General features: G+C 72.3%; 11 protein-coding genes. 6 read left to right on the top strand and 5 right to left on the bottom strand.

The annotated features are described in order from the left end of the window. Nucleotides 1-352 precede the first annotated feature (352 nt). The 3 genes from ACFHW1_RS18800 to ACFHW1_RS18790 all read left to right on the top strand — a co-directional run bounded on the left by ACFHW1_RS18800 (nt 353) and on the right by ACFHW1_RS18790 (nt 4,098). Complete coding sequence (locus tag ACFHW1_RS18800; protein WP_416615857.1) at nt 353-1,969, top strand: hypothetical protein; 1,617 nt, start codon at nt 353-355, stop codon at nt 1,967-1,969. Continuing rightward, nucleotides 1,966-3,444, top strand: a complete 1,479-nt coding sequence (locus ACFHW1_RS18795) for an NADH-ubiquinone oxidoreductase-F iron-sulfur binding region domain-containing protein (protein WP_416555173.1) — start codon at nt 1,966-1,968, stop codon at nt 3,442-3,444. Before ACFHW1_RS18800 ends, ACFHW1_RS18795 begins: the two co-directional genes overlap by 4 nt. An 81-nt stretch (nt 3,445-3,525) precedes the next feature. Next, on the top strand, nt 3,526-4,098 hold the full coding sequence (locus ACFHW1_RS18790; protein WP_416555175.1) for a hypothetical protein: 573 nt from the start codon (nt 3,526-3,528) through the stop codon (nt 4,096-4,098). On the opposite strand, the gene ACFHW1_RS18785 is transcribed toward ACFHW1_RS18790, so the two are convergent. Then, complete coding sequence (locus ACFHW1_RS18785) at nt 4,082-8,668, bottom strand: HAD-IC family P-type ATPase (RefSeq protein WP_416568296.1); 4,587 nt, start codon at nt 8,666-8,668, stop codon at nt 4,082-4,084. The two genes, ACFHW1_RS18790 and ACFHW1_RS18785, sit on opposite strands and share 17 nt — an antisense overlap. Nucleotides 8,669-8,906: 238 nt before the next feature. On the opposite strand from ACFHW1_RS18785, the gene ACFHW1_RS18780 reads away from it, so the two are divergent. Together ACFHW1_RS18780 and ACFHW1_RS18775 are read left to right on the top strand one after the other, a co-directional pair. Next, complete coding sequence (locus ACFHW1_RS18780) at nt 8,907-10,766, top strand: S8 family peptidase (RefSeq protein WP_416555179.1); 1,860 nt, start codon at nt 8,907-8,909, stop codon at nt 10,764-10,766. Between the two features lie 27 nt (nt 10,767-10,793). Beyond that, nucleotides 10,794-12,278: a hypothetical protein gene (locus ACFHW1_RS18775; RefSeq protein WP_416615855.1), complete on the top strand. Its 1,485-nt coding sequence runs from the start codon at nt 10,794-10,796 to the stop codon at nt 12,276-12,278. Nucleotides 12,279-12,689: 411 nt separating this feature from the next. Here the strand turns inward: ACFHW1_RS18775 and ACFHW1_RS18770 are convergent, their stop codons facing one another. Together ACFHW1_RS18770 and ACFHW1_RS18765 are read right to left on the bottom strand one after the other, a co-directional pair. After that, complete coding sequence (locus ACFHW1_RS18770; protein WP_416555183.1) at nt 12,690-13,439, bottom strand: methyltransferase domain-containing protein; 750 nt, start codon at nt 13,437-13,439, stop codon at nt 12,690-12,692. A gap of 34 nt (nt 13,440-13,473) precedes the next feature. Continuing rightward, nucleotides 13,474-13,662: a DUF2795 domain-containing protein gene (locus ACFHW1_RS18765; protein ID WP_416555185.1), complete on the bottom strand. Its 189-nt coding sequence runs from the start codon at nt 13,660-13,662 to the stop codon at nt 13,474-13,476. 196 nt (nt 13,663-13,858) lie between these two features. Between ACFHW1_RS18765 and dnaK the strand changes: the two genes are divergently transcribed. Continuing rightward, complete coding sequence (dnaK, locus tag ACFHW1_RS18760) at nt 13,859-15,643, top strand: molecular chaperone DnaK (RefSeq protein WP_416555187.1); 1,785 nt, start codon at nt 13,859-13,861, stop codon at nt 15,641-15,643. A 44-nt stretch (nt 15,644-15,687) separates the two neighbouring features. Here the strand turns inward: dnaK and ACFHW1_RS18755 are convergent, their stop codons facing one another. After that, complete coding sequence (locus ACFHW1_RS18755) at nt 15,688-16,971, bottom strand: mechanosensitive ion channel family protein (protein ID WP_416555189.1); 1,284 nt, start codon at nt 16,969-16,971, stop codon at nt 15,688-15,690. A 29-nt stretch (nt 16,972-17,000) separates the two neighbouring features. Next, nucleotides 17,001-17,681, bottom strand: coding sequence for a BON domain-containing protein (locus ACFHW1_RS18750; RefSeq protein ID WP_282230629.1), 681 nt, complete (start codon nt 17,679-17,681; stop codon nt 17,001-17,003). Nucleotide 17,682: the final 1 nt, after the last annotated feature.

Genomic DNA, 17,682 nt, shown 5'->3' with positions numbered 1-17,682 from the left:
GGAACCAGCCCCTCCGGCGCCGCCCTCCTCGCGGTTGCCGGAGGGGCATCTTAATTTCGGCTTAGAATCTGCTGTGACCGCGCGATGACTTTGTGTGGCTTCGGGTGCGTTCTTGCACGTGGATTGAGTGGTAGGTAGTGGGATGATTCCGGCAGACCAGTGACCTGACAATCAAATCCCGGCGCCGTTCATCCGTCGACGCCCCAACTACGTAGATGCAGAGGGACGGCACCGGAGCGGGCGAAACGACCGGGAAGCGGTACGGTTTCTCCGGCGCCAAGCCAAGGGCAGGGCACTCGCGGGTGGACCGGGCGGATGAGTCCGGCCGGTGCGGGTGTGCGGATGGCACCGAGTGGAGATCGAGGAGCAGATGGCGCGGACGAACCAGAACCAGCGACCCGCCGGGCCCAGGACCGAACTCTCTGGCGGCCGACAGCCGTCCCGACTTTCGGTCCTGATTCTCTCGGCGTCGGTGCTGGCGGCCTTCTGGGCACTGGCGATGCTCACGTCGCCAGGCCGGGTCGCGTACGTCTACGCGTTCTTCTTTCTGGATTTCTTCGGTGGCGTCTTCGCCCTGGTGGCGCTCAGCATCACGGTGATGGTCGGGCTGCTGGCGACCGACCGGATCGTGCTGTTGCCCCGGCACCGGGTGCTTCTGCAGTCGGCGCACCGCACCACCGGGATCATGGCGATCACCTTCCTGGTGCTGCACGTCATCACGCAGATCACCACGGGTGCGGTCTCTGCCGTCGGGGCGTTCATCCCGTTCCTGGGCGGCGGTCAGGCGATCTATGTGGGCATTGGCACCCTCGCGGCGTACCTCATGTTCGCCATCATGTGGACCGGCCTGGCGCGGGCCCGGTGGGTCGGTGTGGGCCCGCCGTGGCTGTGGCGGGCGCTGCACAGCGGCGCCTATGTCGCCTGGCCGATCGGGATCACGCACGGACTCGGCACCGGCCGACCCCCGGCGACCTGGGTGACGCTCAGCTACGTGATCTGCCTGGTGCTGGTGGTCATCGCCCTGCTGGTCCGGTTCGCCACCGGCGTGGGCAAGAAGAAGCCGTTCGTGTCGCAGGCCACCGGCACCTCGATGAAGCCGGTCGGCAAGATGGCCGACGATTCTCGCTCCGGGTCCGGATCGTCACGCCGTCGGGGCGGCCGGGACGACGGAATCAGCTCGGAACCGGCGACCGCCCGCTTCGCGTCGTTCGGTGACCGTGGCGCGGACATGATCGATTCGTGGGCGCCGGCCGGTGCCGGGCGCGGCGCCTCCCCCCGGTCCGCCGACCGGTACCGGGTACCCGAGGTGGGACGACCCGCACCGCGGTCGCGCTCGGCCGCGGCCGAGGACTCCCGGGAGTACCGCCGGTCCGACCCCGACCCCGGCCGGGGCCGCTACGCCGAGGAGGAGACCGGCCGGGGCCGCTACGCCGAGGAGGAGACCGGCCGGGGCCGCTACGCTGAGGACAACGCCGGCACCCGCCGGCGCTACGCGGAGGAGCCGGACCAGCGGCGCTACGCCGAGCCGGACGGCGGTCGGCGGCGCCAGGCCGCCGACGACGGTGGCTACGAGCCCCGGCGTTCGGTGGCGGAGACCATTGGCTCCCGGGGCCGCTACGCCGACGACCGGCCGGTTTCCGGAGCCGGTGCCCGCAGCCGGTTCGCCGACGACCGGCCGGTTTCCGGAGCCGGTCCACGTGGCCGGTTCGACGACCGCCCAGTCTCCGCCGAGCCGACCCGCGGTCGGGCGGCGCGCTACCGGGCCGAGCCCGATCCGGCTCCGGTGGACCGGGAAATGGATGACTACCTGCCGGCCGACGACACCCCGACGCTGGTCGATCTGGCCTCCCGGCGGGCCCAACGGGCGGCTGCGGCAGAGTCCGCGGGCAGCCGGCGGTCCCGGCGACGTCGGGACGCGGAGGACTCCGACGACGAGTACTGGACGCAGCTTCGAGGAGAGGCGAATTGAGCACGGCATCGGTCCCGCCGGTCGCCACCGTCGGCCCGCCCCGGTTGACCGCCGGGTTCGAGGAGTTCGGTCGGCTCGATCTGCGGGCGCACGAACAGGTGCACGGCGGGGTCGGACCACTGTCGGTCGACGACCTGATGCGGCTGGCCGAAGCGATCGACCTGCGGGGACGGGGCGGTGCCGGTTTCCCGTTCCACCGCAAGGTCAAGGCGGTGCTCGAGTCAGCCGACAAGCAGGACAAGCCGGTTGTCGTCGTGGTCAACGCCACCGAGGGGGAGCCGGCGAGCTGGAAGGACAAGGTGCTGCTCACCCGGGCCCCGCATCTGATCCTGGACGGTGCTGCGCTGGCCGCGTACGCGCTGGAGGCCGACGAGATCGTCATCGGTGTCGCGGACGACGGCGTCGGCGGCGCGTCGCTGTCGGCGGCGCTGGCCGAACGCCGAATGCCGGCGCCGGCCAGCATCGTCACCGTCCCGCACCGATTCATCTCCGGCGAGGGCGGGGCGCTGGTCCGGGGCATCAACGGTTTGCCGCACATCCCGCCCGGCGTCAAGGTCCGGGCCAGCGACTCCGGGGTGTCCGGTCTGCCGACGCTGCTGTCCAACGCGGAGACGTACTCCCAGATCGCCATCGCCGCCCGGCTCGGCCCCTACGAGTACGGCGCGGTCGGTCTGGCCGACGAACCGGGGACGGTGCTGCTGACCATCGGGGGGTCCGCCGCCCGTCCGGCCGTGGTGGAGTGCCCCACCGGGACCCCGCTGCGGGACATCCTGGAACTGTGCGAGGCACCGGTCGGCCCGGGGCTGCTGATCGGTGGGTTCCACGGCAAGTGGATCACCCCCGAGGCGGTGTCCGTGGTCGACGTGTCCCGGCAAGGTTTCACCAAGGTCGGTGGCACGATCGGCGCCGGCATCACCATCCCGCTCGGCGACAGCACCTGTCCGATGGGCGAGGTCGCCCGGGTGGTGCACTATCTCGCCGGTGAGTCGGCCGGGCAGTGCGGGCCCTGCCGGCTCGGCCTGCCGGACCTGGCCCGCACCGTCGATTCCCTGGTCATCGGCAGCGCGGCGGTCGACATGGTCCGGGCGGCGGCGAGTGTGGTGAAGGGCCGAGGCGCCTGCAGCCATCCGGACGGCACGTCCCGGTTCGCCATCTCGGCCCTGGAGGTGTTCACCGAGGATCTGGCCGCGCATGCCCAGGGCGACGGCTGCGGCAAGCCGGTCAAGGGTGTACTCCCGCTGCCGGCTGACGCGCCGTCCGGCGGCACCAAGCGGCTGAGTGTGGACTGGACCCGGTGCGACGGGCACGGCCTGTGCGCACACGTGGTTCCGGAGTTCATCCGGCTCGACGCGAACGGCTATCCGGCCTTCCCACCGTCCCCGGTGCCGGTGTGGTTGGAACCGGGTGCCCGCAAGGCGGTCAACATGTGTCCGGCGCTGGCGTTGCGGCTCGGCGAGGGCAAGGGCGGCCACTGACCGCAGCCACCGGCAGCGCCGCGCCGCCACCGGCGCAGCCGGTGGCTTCCCTTCCCGGCCGGCTGCTGAGACACTGCTGTGGTGTTGAAAGATGTCGATTCGCCTCGGGTGTCGCGGCGACGCGTCGCGGCGTGGTCGCTGGTGCCGGAACTGCTGGTGCTGATGCTGCTCGCGGGAGGCTTCCACTACTCGACCGCGGCGGCGGCGCCGGTGTTGACCGAGGCACAACTGCGCGACGACGCCGCGCTACGGATCGCGACCACCATCGAGCAGTCCACTGCGGACGAACATGCCGCGCACGGTCACGAGGTCAACCCGGACGAACGGATGCTGTGCACCGCAGAGGTCTGGCGGCTGGACCCGGCTACCGCCCGATCCGACGAGGTGGGCACGGCCTACGGCTACTACCTGTGCGCGACAGGTACGCCGGGCACGCCGTATCTGCTGTCCCGGATGAACGCCGGGCCGATCGTGGCCCGGCTCACCGATCCGCCTGAGCTGACCGTCACCCAGCTCGACCAGGACTTTCGGACCCAGGTCGAGGCGATGATCCCGGCGGAGTTCGTCGACCAGGCGTTCAAGGGTTTCGCCGACCCGCAACGGGCGGACGGGCTGCGGCAGCGCTTCGAACGCCAGATCAGCGCGGCGGCGTAGGTCGACGAATCCGGGTGTCAGACCGGGCCGGTGCGTCGGTTCCGGTCGGCCGCAACCGGCGCACCGGGCGGACGGCCCGGCGTACCCGGTGGCCGGCCCCCCGGTGGGCGACATCCGTTGTCAACCGGCCCATTCGGGTCCGGCGGAGCCGTTCGATCCGTTCCAGCGGCAGCAGCCCGAGCCCGGCCGCGGCGACCGCCGAACCGCCGACGATCGACCAGCCGACCGGTCCCAGCGGACGGCAGCCGAAGAACTGACTGACCACCGGCGTCTGCACCACCCCGAACAGTGCCCCGAGCGACACCCCGGCCGCCGCCAGCACGGTCGGATCACCCTTCGCGGCCACCGCGGTCTGCGCCAACTGGGCGGCCACCAACGCGGCGAGCGCCACGCTGCCGGCGCGGGCGGGGGTGCCGGTGTACCGGGCGGTCAGCCAACCTCCGGTGGTGGCCAGCGCGGTCGCCGCCGCTCGCCGGGCGACCTGTCGGTTGAGGCTGGCGCCGAGCGACGATTCCGGTCCCTCGCGGGCGAGTTCGTCGGCGCTGATCCTCCGTGGTGGGCGCGACGCCACGGCGATCGCCGGCAGCAGGTCGGTCATCAGATTGACGAACAGGATCTGCCGGGGGTTGAGTGCCTGCCGGCCGGAGATGAGCGAGCTGCCGACCGAGAAAAGGATCTCCCCGAGGTTGCCGCCGAGCAGCAGGGCGAGGGCCTCGCGCACCGACACCCACATCGCCCGCCCCTCGGCCACGCCCTCGGCGATGCTCTCGATCCGGCCGTCGACCACGATCATGTCCGCCGCCTGGCGGGCGGCGCTGGTGCCGTGATCGCCGAGGGCGATTCCGACGTCGGCGAGTTGGATCGCCGGTGCGTCGTTGGCACCGTCGCCGGTCACCGCGACGACCCGGCCGGCCTGGCGCAGCGCCCGGACCACGGCGACCTTGTGGGCCGGACTGACCCGGGCGAAGACCGCTGTCCGGGACACCAGCCCGGGCAACTGGTCCAGTCCGGCGGCGTCGAGGTCCGCCCCGGTGACCACCGCGCTGCCGTCGAGCAGGCCGAGTTGCGAGCCGATCGACTCGGCGGTGCTCGGGTGGTCACCGGTCAGCATCACCACGGTGATCCCGGCACGGCGCAACCGCCGGATGGCGTCGGCGGCGGTGTCGCGTGGCGGGTCGGCCAGGCCGAGCAACCCGTGCAGCTCCAACCGGTCGATCCGGTCGTCGTCGAGGTCCCGGCGACCGGACGCGACCCGACCGGCGACGGCGAGTACCCGCAAACCGCCGCGGGCCAGCCCGTCAATGGCCAGGTCGATCTCGCGGCGGCCGGCGTCGTCCAGCGGCACCACTCCGTCGGCGCGGCGCCAGGTCGCGCACCGCGGCAGCACCGTCTCCGGGGCGCCCTTGACGCTGATGACGGCACCACCCGGGCAGGTGCCGAGCACCGCGTGGAAGCCCCGGCCCGGCTCGAACGGCAGCTCTGCGAGGGGTTCCCAGCCTTCGGCGCCTTCCCGGATGCCCACCCCGGCCGAGTGGGCACCGTCGACCACAGCTCGGTCGGTCGGGTGGGGCAGTTTCTGACCGCCATCCGGGACCGGGGTGGCCCGCAGCGCCGCGGCCAGAATCCGGCGCAGGTCGGAGCCCAGCGCGTCGCCCGGCTCGGTCCGGCGGCCGTCGCAGACACTCTGCAGCCGGATCGATCCCTGAGTGAGGGTGCCGGTCTTGTCGAAGCAGATCACGTCGACCCGGCCGAGCGCCTCCATCGCCCGGGGATCCCGGATCAGCACGTTGTGCCGGGACAACCGCCGGCTCGCACTGAGCTGGGCGGCGGTGGCGACGAACGGCAGTCCTTCGGGGATGGCGGCGACGGCGAGGGCCACCGAGGACCCGACCGATTCGGCCAGCCGGCCCCGCAGCAGCCCGCTGCCGAGGGTCGCCGCAGCGGCGGCGAGCGCGGTCGGTACCGACGCCGAGGTGATCTGCCGCAGCCGGGCCTGCACCCCGCCGCGTGGAGACTCGCCCTGCACCTGGTCGATGGAGCTGCCCGCCTCGGTCGACCGGCCGGTCGCCACCACGACGGCGGTTGCCGTGCCGGCGGCCACGGTGCTGCCCGCGTATACCATGCTGGTCCGGTCGGCGACCACGTCGGCTCCGGTGCCGTCGACGGTCTTCGCCACGGGGACCGATTCACCGGTGAGGCTCGACTCGTCCATCTCCAGACCGTTGGCGGTGACCAGTCGGCAGTCGGCGGGCACCGAGTCGCCCGCTTCCAGACAGATGAGGTCACCGGCTACCAGGTCCTCCGCCGGGCGGACATGCTGTTCGCCGTCGCGCTGCAACCGCACCCGCAGGGCCCCGGCGCTGAGCAGCCGGCGCAGCGCCCGCCCGGCCGCCATCTCCTGGGCCCCGGCGAGCAGCGCGTTGGCCATGATCACCGAGAGGACCATGACGGCGTCCACGGTCGATCCGGTCATCGCCGACACCCCGGCGCCGGCGGCCAACGGACCGGTCAGTGGCGTGTCCAGCTCGGCTGCGGTGGCCCGCCACAGGCCTCGTCCTGGCCCGTCGTCGGGTTGGCCACCTGACTGTTCGGCCTGCCGCTGCCGGGCCTGCACGCCGCTGAGACCTTCGGTCGAGGAGCCGAGCCGGGTGAGCACCTCATCGACCGGCATGGCGTGCCAGGGTGCCCGGCTGCGCGGCGCGGGTGCCGCCCGCCCGCGCAGCCCGCGGGCCGCCCGGTGCCCGATCGCCAGGTTGACCAGCCCAGCCACGTTGTCGATCAGTAGCGACCGCGAGCCGCCACGGGGGCTACCGTCGAGCACGCCGAGCGCGGCGGCGGCGACGGAGCCGAGCATGGCCCGCCGGGCGCTGTCGGCGCTCACCGAACGGGCCAGCGCTGTCGCCTCCAGCACCAGCCAGGCGGTCTCCAACCCGGGCGCGCAGATCAGGTGGGCGCCCCACGGCGGGCGGCGGGCGGCGGCCTGGACCACCCCGATTCCGCAGTCTGCGGCGGCCAGGGCGACGTCGTTGCGGGCGGCGATCAGGGCGACGCCGTGGCCGGCCTGCTGCAACGTCCTTACCGAGGCGGCCAGTTTCGATCCCCCGGCCACCGTCCCCGCCGCCTGGCAGCGGCTGGCGAGCAGGCTGCCGGTCGGGCCGGTCGCCGGACTGCGGCCGGCCCGGCTGCGGCCCGCGATGAGCAACTGGCCGACCTGGCGGGCTGCCGTGGTGAGCGCCTCCGCCAGCGGATCCAGCTCGGCCTCGGCGCGTACCAGGGCCCTCGGCTCCCCGTGCCGCGTCAGCACCAGCAGGTTGCCGCCGGGAGTCCCGGCCCGGTCGCCGTCCGGCGGGTCGCTGCTGCCGAGCCGGTCCAGCAGGTCGGCTGGCAACACATGGGTGAGCCGGTGCGCGGCGGTCAACGCCCAGCCGTCGGTGGCCTCGCCGCCGCCCGCTCCGCCGGTGGTCGGTCGGGGCTGGTCACAGCCGTCCCCCGGGTCGGTGACGGGATCGAGCAGCCGGGCAGCGATCCGGCGGGCCTGCTCCTCGTTACCTCTGATCGGAACCACCGCGGTGACCAGGGTGCGGCCGGTGAGCAGCATCGAGGCATCGACGATCACGGTGTCGACCCGGTCCAGCCGGCGCAGCGCGGCGGCTTCCCGCACCACCACACCCCGCCGGGCGAGGATCCGGCCGAGCTCACCGCAGTAGGCGTCGCGGCCGGTCCGGGCGCTGCGCGGGGACGCGACGGCGGTGACCCGGGCGGCACGCTGCCGGCCGCCCGGCAGCATGGTGAGCATTCCGGCGGTGACCAGGGTCAGCGTGCTCATCCGTTGGGCGTACCGCTCGATCGGGCCGTCCGGCAGCGGTCGAGGGCGGGCCGGCGCCGGCAGCGCCGGTGCGCGACTGCTGTCCGGGTCGGGATGCAGTTCGTGGGCCCGGGCGGCCCAGACCTTGTGGTAGGCGGAATCCTCGGCGATCAGCGCGACCCGCAGTACGGCATCGGTGAGGCTGGTCAGCGGGCGTTGCGAGGCCGCTGCCACGGCGGTGCTGAACAGCGCCTGGCCCAGGTCGGCGCCGACCGGGCCGAGGGTACGGCGCAACCAGGCACGCAGCTGCGGCACGTGCTCGAAGGCGGCGGGCAGCGCGGCGAGTTCGTTGGGTAGTGCGGGCAGCCGGAGTACCTTGCCGACGGTTCCGACGCCGGCGCCGATCAGATCACCGGCCAGTGACACGGCGTTGCCGAGGCCGGCATCAACATGCGTGGTGCCGGTCACTTGCGGGGCGACGCACCGCTCCGCGTCGGCCAGCGCGGCGACGAGCCGGGAGTTGCCGATCACCTCGGGGTCGAACCGGACCACCATCCGGCCCAGCGCGCCGTTCCAGGCCGCCCAGTGCACTCCGTCGACCTCGTGCAGGGCCTGTTCCAGCCGCTGCACGTCGGCGATCACCCGACCATGGTCGTCCGTGCTGACCTCGAGATGGGCGTGGCCGTCGTAGGCCCAGGCATGCCGGGCGTGGGCCATCCGGCGGTGCCGTACCGAGCTGATGGTGGCTGCCGGACGCTCCAGCACGGGCGTCACCTCCCTGGCGTCGGTCCGCCCCGGGGGGATGACGGTCAGCGCTGGCTCTCGTCTTCTCACCGTAGGGCCGGGCGATGCGTAGCTGAGTGGGTTTCCTGTTTTCGGGGCTGGTGGCCGGTCCGGAAGGGGGCCGATCTGTCACTTTGAGTAGCTATGCCGTCGCTCTATGCTTGAGGTGCTGCTGTGGTCGTCGATCGGCCGTCAGCGGTGCTGGTGGGAGGGGACCGCCGTGACGCAGCCGGATGACTGGGACAGCCGTACGCTGATCGCGCTCGCCGGCCGCCCCCGGGCCGCCCCCGGTCTCGTCACGGTGCTGCGCGAGGTGGCCTTCCGGTACGGTGACCGGCTCGGCGACGCCGAGCGTGCCGACCACGACGGCGAACCGCAGTGGCACCGCCGGGTCCGGCAGGCGTTGGACCGGCTGCGCGTCGCCAATCTGGTCACCGGTGGCCGGACCTGGTCGTTGACCGACGCCGGTCGGGCACGGGCTACGCTGCTGGCCGGCCACGGGCCGTCGTCCGGGCCGTCGTCCGTGCCGGCCTCCGACGGGTCGGCCGCCACCGGCGGCAACGACACCAACGGTGCGCCCGGTCCGGACCGTCCAGCGCCGCTCGCCGCGCCCGGGGTGATCACCGATCCGTTGCGGGCGGTCACCGGGCGGCAGCGCCTCGGCTTCCCACTCGGTCCGGACGAGCCGGTGCCGGTGCTGGTCGCGGTCAACCTGCACTTCGCCGGTGGGCCGCAGCGCGCCACCGAGCAGTTGGCCGGACTCTGGTTCCGGGTCACCGCGGGTCGGCACCCCCGGCCACTGGCCGGCGAGTACGTCGTCGGGGAACTCAGCGTCAACCAGATGAAGCGGCTGGTAGCGGCGGACACCGTGGTCGGCGATCCGCATCAGCGCAGCGTGCACAGAATCTGGCCGGACTTTCCCGTCCGACCGCAAATCGACGTCTCGGCGGCCACCATCAAGGCGGACGCGGCCCGGCGGACCTTCAACGCCACCGGCGAACGGATCGTCTGGGCGGTCGTTGACTCGGGCATCGACGCCCGGCACCCGCACTTTGCCAGCTACGCGACGCTCAGCGCACCCGAGGTCCGCGACCTGCACCGCAACTTCCCGCCCGGGGCGCGACCCCGGGTGGGCGACGCGCTGACCGACGACAGCGGCCACGGTACCCACGTCGCGGGGATCATCGCCGGCGGCGTGGACGACTGGGTGCGCCGGCATCCGCAGCGCACGGTACGAGTGATCGAGCACCGCTACGACATCGACGATCCGGCCGTTCCGGTCCCGGTGTCCCGTCCGGTGGTCGACCCGGCCTCGATGGTCGGTGTCGCGCCGCTGACCAGGTTGGTCAGCCTGAAGGTGCTGCACGGTGGGGGTGATCTCACCGAACGGGTGTCCCGGGTGATCGCCGCGCTGGCCTACGTACGCGAGGTCAACGCGCGCAGCGACCGGGTGATGCGCATCCACGGGGTCAACCTCAGCGTCGGGTACGAGTTCGATCCGGAGTGGTTCGCATGCGGCCAGTCCCCGCTCTGCCGGGAGGTGGACAAACTGGTTCGGTCCGGGGTGGTCGTGGTGACCGCCGCAGGGAACTCGGGGTACGGCGCGGTGGGCGCGCCGTTCGGCGTACCGTCGCGGTTCGCGCTGGGTGCGACGATCAACGATCCGGGCAACGCCGAACGCGCGATCACGGTCGGGTCGACACACCGCGACATGCCGCACACCTACGGGGTGTCCTACTTCTCCTCGAAGGGGCCGACCGGCGACGGCCGCCGTAAGCCGGACCTGGTCGCTCCCGGCGAACGGATCGTCTCCTGCGCGGCGGGCGCCCGGCTGACCACGACCGAGGACGGCGGCCCGGACCCGCACACGGCGGTCTACCTGGAGGAGTCCGGTACGAGCGTGGCGGCGCCACATGTCTCCGGTGCGGTCGCTGCGTTCCTGTCGGTGCGTCGGGAGTTCATCGGCCAGCCGGAGCGGGTCAAGCAGATCCTGCTCGACACTGCCGTGCCGCTCGGCCGCGACCGGCACTTCCAGGGCCACGGGCTGGTGGACCTGATGCGGGCACTGCAGTCGGTGTGACCACCGGTGGCGGCGGAAAGGGGCCCGATGACGGACCGACGGATCGGCGGTCTCCCGTGGTGGGAGCTGCGCTTCGACGCCGCAGGGGATCCGGACCCGGTGTCGGTGACCGGGCTGCTGTCCGGTGCCCGTGCCCGTGGCGTCACCGATCTGGTGGTGCTCGCGCACGGCTGGAACAACGATCGGGATGTCGCTGACGCGCTTTACGCCGCCTTCTTCAATGTGCTCGCCGGCCAGGTGCGGCGGGCGGGACCATGGGCGGAGAGTATCGGGCTGGTCGGCGTGCACTGGCCGGCACGCCGGTGGCCCGACGAGCCGGCACCGGACTTCGAGCCGGCCGGCGCGGCATCGCCCGGTCCCGGTCCGGCCGGGCTCGGCGGCGCAGCTGCCGGGGCAGGTCCGGTCGGCCGGCGTCGCGGCACGGGCCGTCCCCGATTGGCGGGTCTGGACGACGAGACGCTGAACGTGCTGCGGGCCACCTTCCCCGCTGGCGCTCCGGCCCTGGACCGGATGGCGCACCTGCTCCGCACCTCGCCCACCCGGCCCCGGGTGTGGGCCTTCGCCAACGAGCTCCGCCAGTTCGCGATGATGACCGCCGACGGTTGCGGCGACGAGGGCGACTCAGCACCGACCCGCCCGGAGCTGACGGAGGCCGAGGGACCTGTGGACGATCCGACTCCGGCCGGGCCCGCACCGGCGCTGCCCGCGATGCTCGACGTTGACCCGGTCATGTTGTATGCCCGCTTCCTCGACGAGTTGCGGCGCTGCCACACCCCGCTGGACGCGGCGGCGGTCGGCGGCGCGGCCGGGCTGGCGGACCCGCTGCGCGGAATCTGGTACGGGGCCAAGGAGGCGTTGCGGCAACTGACCTACTGGCAGATGAAGGGCCGGGCCGGTCGGGTCGGGCGGGTCGGCCTGGGGCCGCTGCTGACCCGGCTCGCCACGGTGGCACCGTCCGTGCGGATCCACCTGGTCGGGCACAGCTTCGGGGCCCGGCTGGTCAGCTTCGCCGCCGACGCGGCACAGCCGGCGGTCGGCGGCGCGGTTCGCCCGGTGCGGTCGTTGACCCTGCTGCAAGGGGCGTTCTCCCGGTTCGCCTTCGCCCCAGCGCTGCCGTTCGACCCGGTCCGGTCCGGTGCCCTGGCCGGCCTGCCGGCCCGGATCGACGGGCCGGTTTCGGTCTGCTTCTCGACCAACGACTTGGCCCTGGGCGTGTTCTATCCGCTCGCCTCGCTGGCCGCCGGGGATGACGCCGCCGCGGCCCCGGCGCTCACCGAGCGGTGGGGGGCACTCGGCTTCCACGGCGCCACCGGTGTCGGTGCCCGGTCGTTGTCGCTGGCGGCGGCAGGCCACGGGGGCAACCGACTTGAGCACCGGCGGGTCCACAACGTGGACGCCACCGCCGTCGTGCGTCGCGGTGGGCCACCGTCCGGCGCGCACAGTGACATCGTCCATCCCGAACTCACCTGGCTGGTCCTGGCGGCCGGCGGGCTGGTGCCGCCACCGGGCTGAGTGAATGAGCGTCACGTACGCGGGTCATCGGCAACCACGTCCAGTGTCAGTTGTGATTCTGCCTCTGCATAGCTATCCAGCCGGGTGTTCATCAGCTGCAGGACTGACTCCGGGTAGTCGATGGACGCTTTCCGGTGCTGATTTTGTCTCGTATGTGTTACATGCTGGGTGGGTATCGCATCGATTCAGACGCACCCACCGACGAAAGGCCCACCGCATGTCCGCACCACACCTGCGCCGGTCCGGGGTCGTCGCGCTCGCAACGCTGCTCGCCACGGTCCGACCCGGCCGCCGACGGCGTCTCCCACCGGTCCGTCCGACGCGGCGGCCCTTCCATTTCGACGCGTCGACCTTCCCGGCTGGAGCGGGCACAGCCTGTTCCAGCCGGGGTCGACCGTGCCCCGTCGGCGACTAGTCGAAGAACCGGGCGAGATGACCGGGTGCCGGGTCGGGTTCATCCGCGCGGGTGGCGACCAGATCGGCGAATACCGTGGCCCCGTCGCAGGAGGCGTGCTGGGGATACCAGCGTCCAGCAGTCCCCGGCTGCTGGCAGATGCCCTTGATCGTCTGCAGGTCGAAGAACCGCAGGTGGGTCGGATCCGCGACCGCGTTGACGTGTCGCCACCACGGCGAGAGCACATGTAGCACACCGCCGGGACGCAGTACCCGGTGGCACTCGTCGATCAGGCGCAGGTAGTCGGTCAGGTGCTCCAGCACGTGCACCGCGAAGATCTGATCCGCCGCGTTGTCGCGCACCGGCAGGCCGTCACGTAGATCGGCGACGATCGCCACCGCCTTGCCCGGTCGCTGGTCCAGGCCGATGTTGCCGGGGTACTGCGGGCCGTCGCCGCAGCCAATGTCCAGGATCACCGGCTCGGTGCCGGCGACCCGGACGCGGTCCCAGACCCCGTGTACCCCCGCCAACCGTCCGATCGCCTCGCGGACCCGACGCAGCGCCGCCTCGTCGGCGACGTCGCCGGTCAGATGCGCGACGCCACCATCGAACCGGACCTCGACGTCGAGGTCACGCAGCCGGGGATCGGCGGCCAGCAGATCGAGGGCGGTGGCGGTCAGGTAGCCGTCGTGCAACCGGTGCCGGGCGCTGGAGAACTCCGCGTAGAACACCCGACGCCGGTACCCGGCGTCGACCGGACGAAACACGCTACGTCCGCACCGCCCGTCGTGCGTCGGAGGTTCAACCAGGTCGGCCGAGCTCGGCCAGCAACTGCTCGGCGTTGACGAACCGCTCGGCGGGCAGCGCCCGTAGCGCCTGCAGCAACGCGGTGTCCGCGCCGAGTTCCTGGGCCCGCCGGAGCAGGTCCTCGCGGGAGAGCGGGAAGTCCAGGCCGTCGACGTAGTCGGGGAGCCGCGGTGCGTCGGTCATGGTGGCAGCGGTACCCGGCCCCGGGCCGGTCCACGCCTGCCCGCCGGACATCAGGTGACCGGAGCCCGGTCGCGCGACCGGCTGTCACCGGTCCGAGCTCACTCCACCCGGGTGACGCGGCGTCATCCGGGTGGCTGCCACGATCACCAACAGCTCAACCGGCCCGCGCCGGACGCCGGTACGAGGGGGGACGGTCATGCCGCGCGCAGTGGGAATCGACCTGGGCACCACCAACTCGGTCATCGCTGCGGTCTCGGGGGGCCGGCCCACGGTCGTACCGAACGCGACCGGGTCGCGGACCACGCCGTCGGTGGTGGCGTTCACCGAGGCCGGAGCCCTGCTGGTCGGTGACGCCGCCTGCCGGCAGGCGGTGCTCAACCCGTACGGTACCGTCCACTCCGCCAAACGTTTCGCCGGGCGGCGCTACGACGAGGTCGGCCGAGAGGCCGCCGAGGTGGTCTTCGACGTGGTCGGTGACGGCGGCCTGGCCCGGTTCGACGTCAAGGGCCGCCGGTACGCTCCGGAAGAGATCAGCGCGCTGGTGCTGCGCACCCTTGCCGACGAGGCTGCCAGAACGCTCGGTGAACGGATCGACCGGGCGGTGGTCACCGTACCAGCGCATTTCGACGACGCCCAGCGCACCGCGACCCGCGAGGCAGGCCGACTCGCCGGCCTGGAGATCCTGCGGCTGCTCAACGAACCGACAGCTGCCGCGCTGGCCTACGGGCAGCACCTGCGCCAGCGGCAGACGATCCTGGTGGTCGATCTCGGTGGCGGGACCTTCGATGTCAGCGTGCTGACCGCCGGTGACGGCACGGTCGAGGTCCGCGCCGCAGCCGGCGACACCCACCTGGGCGGTGACGACTTCGATCACCGTCTGGTGGAGCACCTGATCGCCGAGTTCCACCGGGACCACGGCATCGACCTGGCAGCGGATCCACAGACCCGGCGGCGGGTGGTCGAAGCGGCTCGGCGGGCCAAGGAGGAACTGTCAGCGGTCACCGAGGCGGAGGTCAACCTGCCGTTCGTCGCGTCCGATGCCGCGGGTCCCAAACACCTGCGGACCCTGATTGACCGGCCGTCGTTCGACGAACTTACCGGTGACCTGGTGGAACGCTGCCGCAATCCGGTGGAGCAGGCGATGCGGGACGCGCGGGTCGCCCCGGCGGACCTTGATCAGGTGCTGATGGTCGGTGGCGCGACCCGGATCCCCGCAGTGCGCGACCTGCTGCGTCGGCTGACCGCCGGTCAGGAGCCGCAGCTGCTGATCAACGCCGACGAGGTGGTGGCACTCGGCGCCGCAGTGCAGGCCGGGCTGCTCATCGGCACGGGCGGACCTGCCCGGTTGCGTGACGTCACGTCGCTCGCCCTCGGACTGCAGGCACATGACGGGACGATGGCGACGATCATCGAGCGCAACACCGCCATCCCGGTCCGCCGGACCCAGGTCTTCTCCACCGCGGAGGACGGCCAGACCAGTGTCGACGTCGTCGTCCGGCAGGGCCAGCGCCGACGGGCGGCGGACAACCGGATTCTCGGGCGGTTCCGGTTGTCCGGAATCCGGCCGGCGCCGCGTGGGGTTCCCCGGATCGAGGTCACCATCGACACGGACGCCGACGGACTGGTGACGATCTCAGCGCGCGACGCCGACGGCGGTAGCCGTCAATCGATCGTGGTGACCGAGATCGTCGAGCCACGGTCGCCGGCGGGCGACGCCGGGCCGGTGGCCGCCGCCACCGACCCCGCCGGGGATCTGGAGTCACTGATCGAGTTGGTCGAGCAGGAACTGACCGGACCGGCCACCGGAGTGCCCGCCCACGAGCGCACCCGGGCCCGGATGCTTCTCGACGACGCCGGGGGCGCGTTGCGTGAGCACGCCCCGGTGGAGCGGCTGCGGACGCTCGCGGCGGAGCTGCGACAGGTCGCCGTCGTACTCGTTCCGGCAATTACTGATTCCGTTGGTCGCACCGAACGTGACTAACTGATCAACCGGCCGGCCGCGTGTTCCGTTGTCGAGCCGTGCGTTCAGTCACCGGGGCGCAGTGCATCAGCCGCCGCCGAGTCGATCGTCCGTTGTCGGCGGTTCGCCGCAGCACTGCCAAATTGTTGGGTGCCGGCGGCGCGGGCCGCCCGGCCGCGCGGTCCGGTGCCACGGCTGCTTCCCGGGTCCGGCCGGCCGGCACCGGGTCGTCCCAATCGGGTCGTGCCCGCCCGGCCGGTCGACGGGCCGGTGGCTGCGTGCCGGGCCGGCGGCAGTACTTCCTCCTCTTCGACCGGAGTAGCCAGCTCACTGCGGGCCCTGGGCAGCCAGTCGGGATGGTGCCGGCGGAGGAACGTGAAGAGGCCCTCGCGTAGCTCGCACCGCAGGTCCCACGAGCTGGGCGCGTCGGCGGCCGAGGCGAGCAGCCGTATGCAGATGGTCGTCTCGGTCGCGTCAACCACCTGCATCACCCACTCCCGTCGGTCCCACAGAGCGGAGGCGTCAACGATGCGGTGCGCCTCCGCCCGCAGCACGTCGATGTCGGCGGTGAAGTCCAGGTGCAGGATCACGCTGCCCAGCACCTGCGCCTCGTTGCGGGTCCAGTTCTGAAACGGGGTGGTGGTGAAGTAGGATGTCGGCAGGATCAGCCGGCGGTGGTCCCAGACCCGTACCACGACATAGGTGAGCCGGATCTCCTCAACCCGGCCCCACTCCTCGTCGACCACCACGACGTCGTCGAGGCGCAGTTCGTCGCTGAAGGCGAGCTGCAGCCCGGCGAACACGTGGCCGAGCACCGACTGGGCCGCCAGGCCGGCCACCACCCCGGCCACGCCGGCCGAGGCGAGCAGAGATGCGCCCAACGCCCGGAGCTGGGAGAACGTCATCAGCGTCGCCGCCAGCGCGACGATACTGATGATCACTGCGGTGAGCCGGCGGAGCAGACCGATCTGGGTACGGGCGCGTCGCCGCCGTCGGTTGTCCGCCATGTCCACCGGCAGCCGGCGGAACGCGGTGTCCTCGAAGACGAACAGGATCCGGATTACCAGCCAGGCGCCGGCGTAGATCAGCGCGAGCAGCAGGATGTGCAGTGCTTCGTCACGGACCTCGCCGGTGATCCCGCTGAACGGCACCGCGAGCAGCAATCCGGTGACCAGCAGCGCGGCGCTCCATGGCCGGTAACATTCCCGGTGCAGGGTGTTGAGGAACGGTGCGACCCGGCCGCGCGCCGCGTGCCGGACCACTCTGCCGGATAGCCACGCCAGGGCCAGCGAGCCACCAACCGCGACGACCACCGTCGCCACTGCCCGACCCAACTGCTCGTCCCACACGGCCCGGTGACCTCCGTCCGCCGCCCCGGTCAGCTACCGGGTTCCACGGTGATCCGGTTCTCCACGGCGGTGACTCCCGGCGCCGACCAGGCAATCCGCTCCGCCTCCTCACGCTCCAGCCAGGAGCGGACCACCCCCTTGACGATGACCCGGCCACCGTCGGTGTCGACGGTGACCTGCCGGGCGTCGGTGGCGGCGCTGCGCACCAGCGCGTCCTCGATGCTGCGTCGCAGTTGCGGTGCGGAAGGGTTGATCCGGGGACGGACGGCGATCAGATTCGTCACCCCGCGTACCCCGGAGAGCCGGCGTACCGCACGCTCCGCCGCTCGGCGCTGGAACTCCCATTCGACCTCGCCCTTGAGCGTGACCCACCCGTGAGCGACGGTAACCTCGAGCCGTTCGATCGGAACGAACGCGTCCCACTCCAGCGCCCGGGTGGCGGCGCCAGCGACATCGGCGTCGGTCCGCTCCGCTGAGCTGGGCAGTCGTACCTCGATGTCGTTCGCGACCGCGGTCACCCCACGCACCCGGTGAGTGGTGCGCTCCGCCGCCCACTTCTTGCCGTAGTTGTCGACCCAGCCCAGCAGTGTCACCACGCCCTCCAGTACGGTCACGCCGATCTCGTTGGGCTGGACCCGGGCGTCCCATTTGAGTTCCTCGAGGACGTCACGCTGGATCTCCTCGTCCGTACGCACCGTCGCGGCGGTCAAT

Origin of the sequence: Micromonospora sp. LOL_014, assembly GCF_048060245.1 — a bacterium.
Lineage (GTDB): Bacteria > Actinomycetota > Actinomycetes > Mycobacteriales > Micromonosporaceae > Micromonospora_E.
Note: the sequence above shows the minus strand (reverse complement) of the source record. Positions and strands in the feature narration are given on the sequence as shown.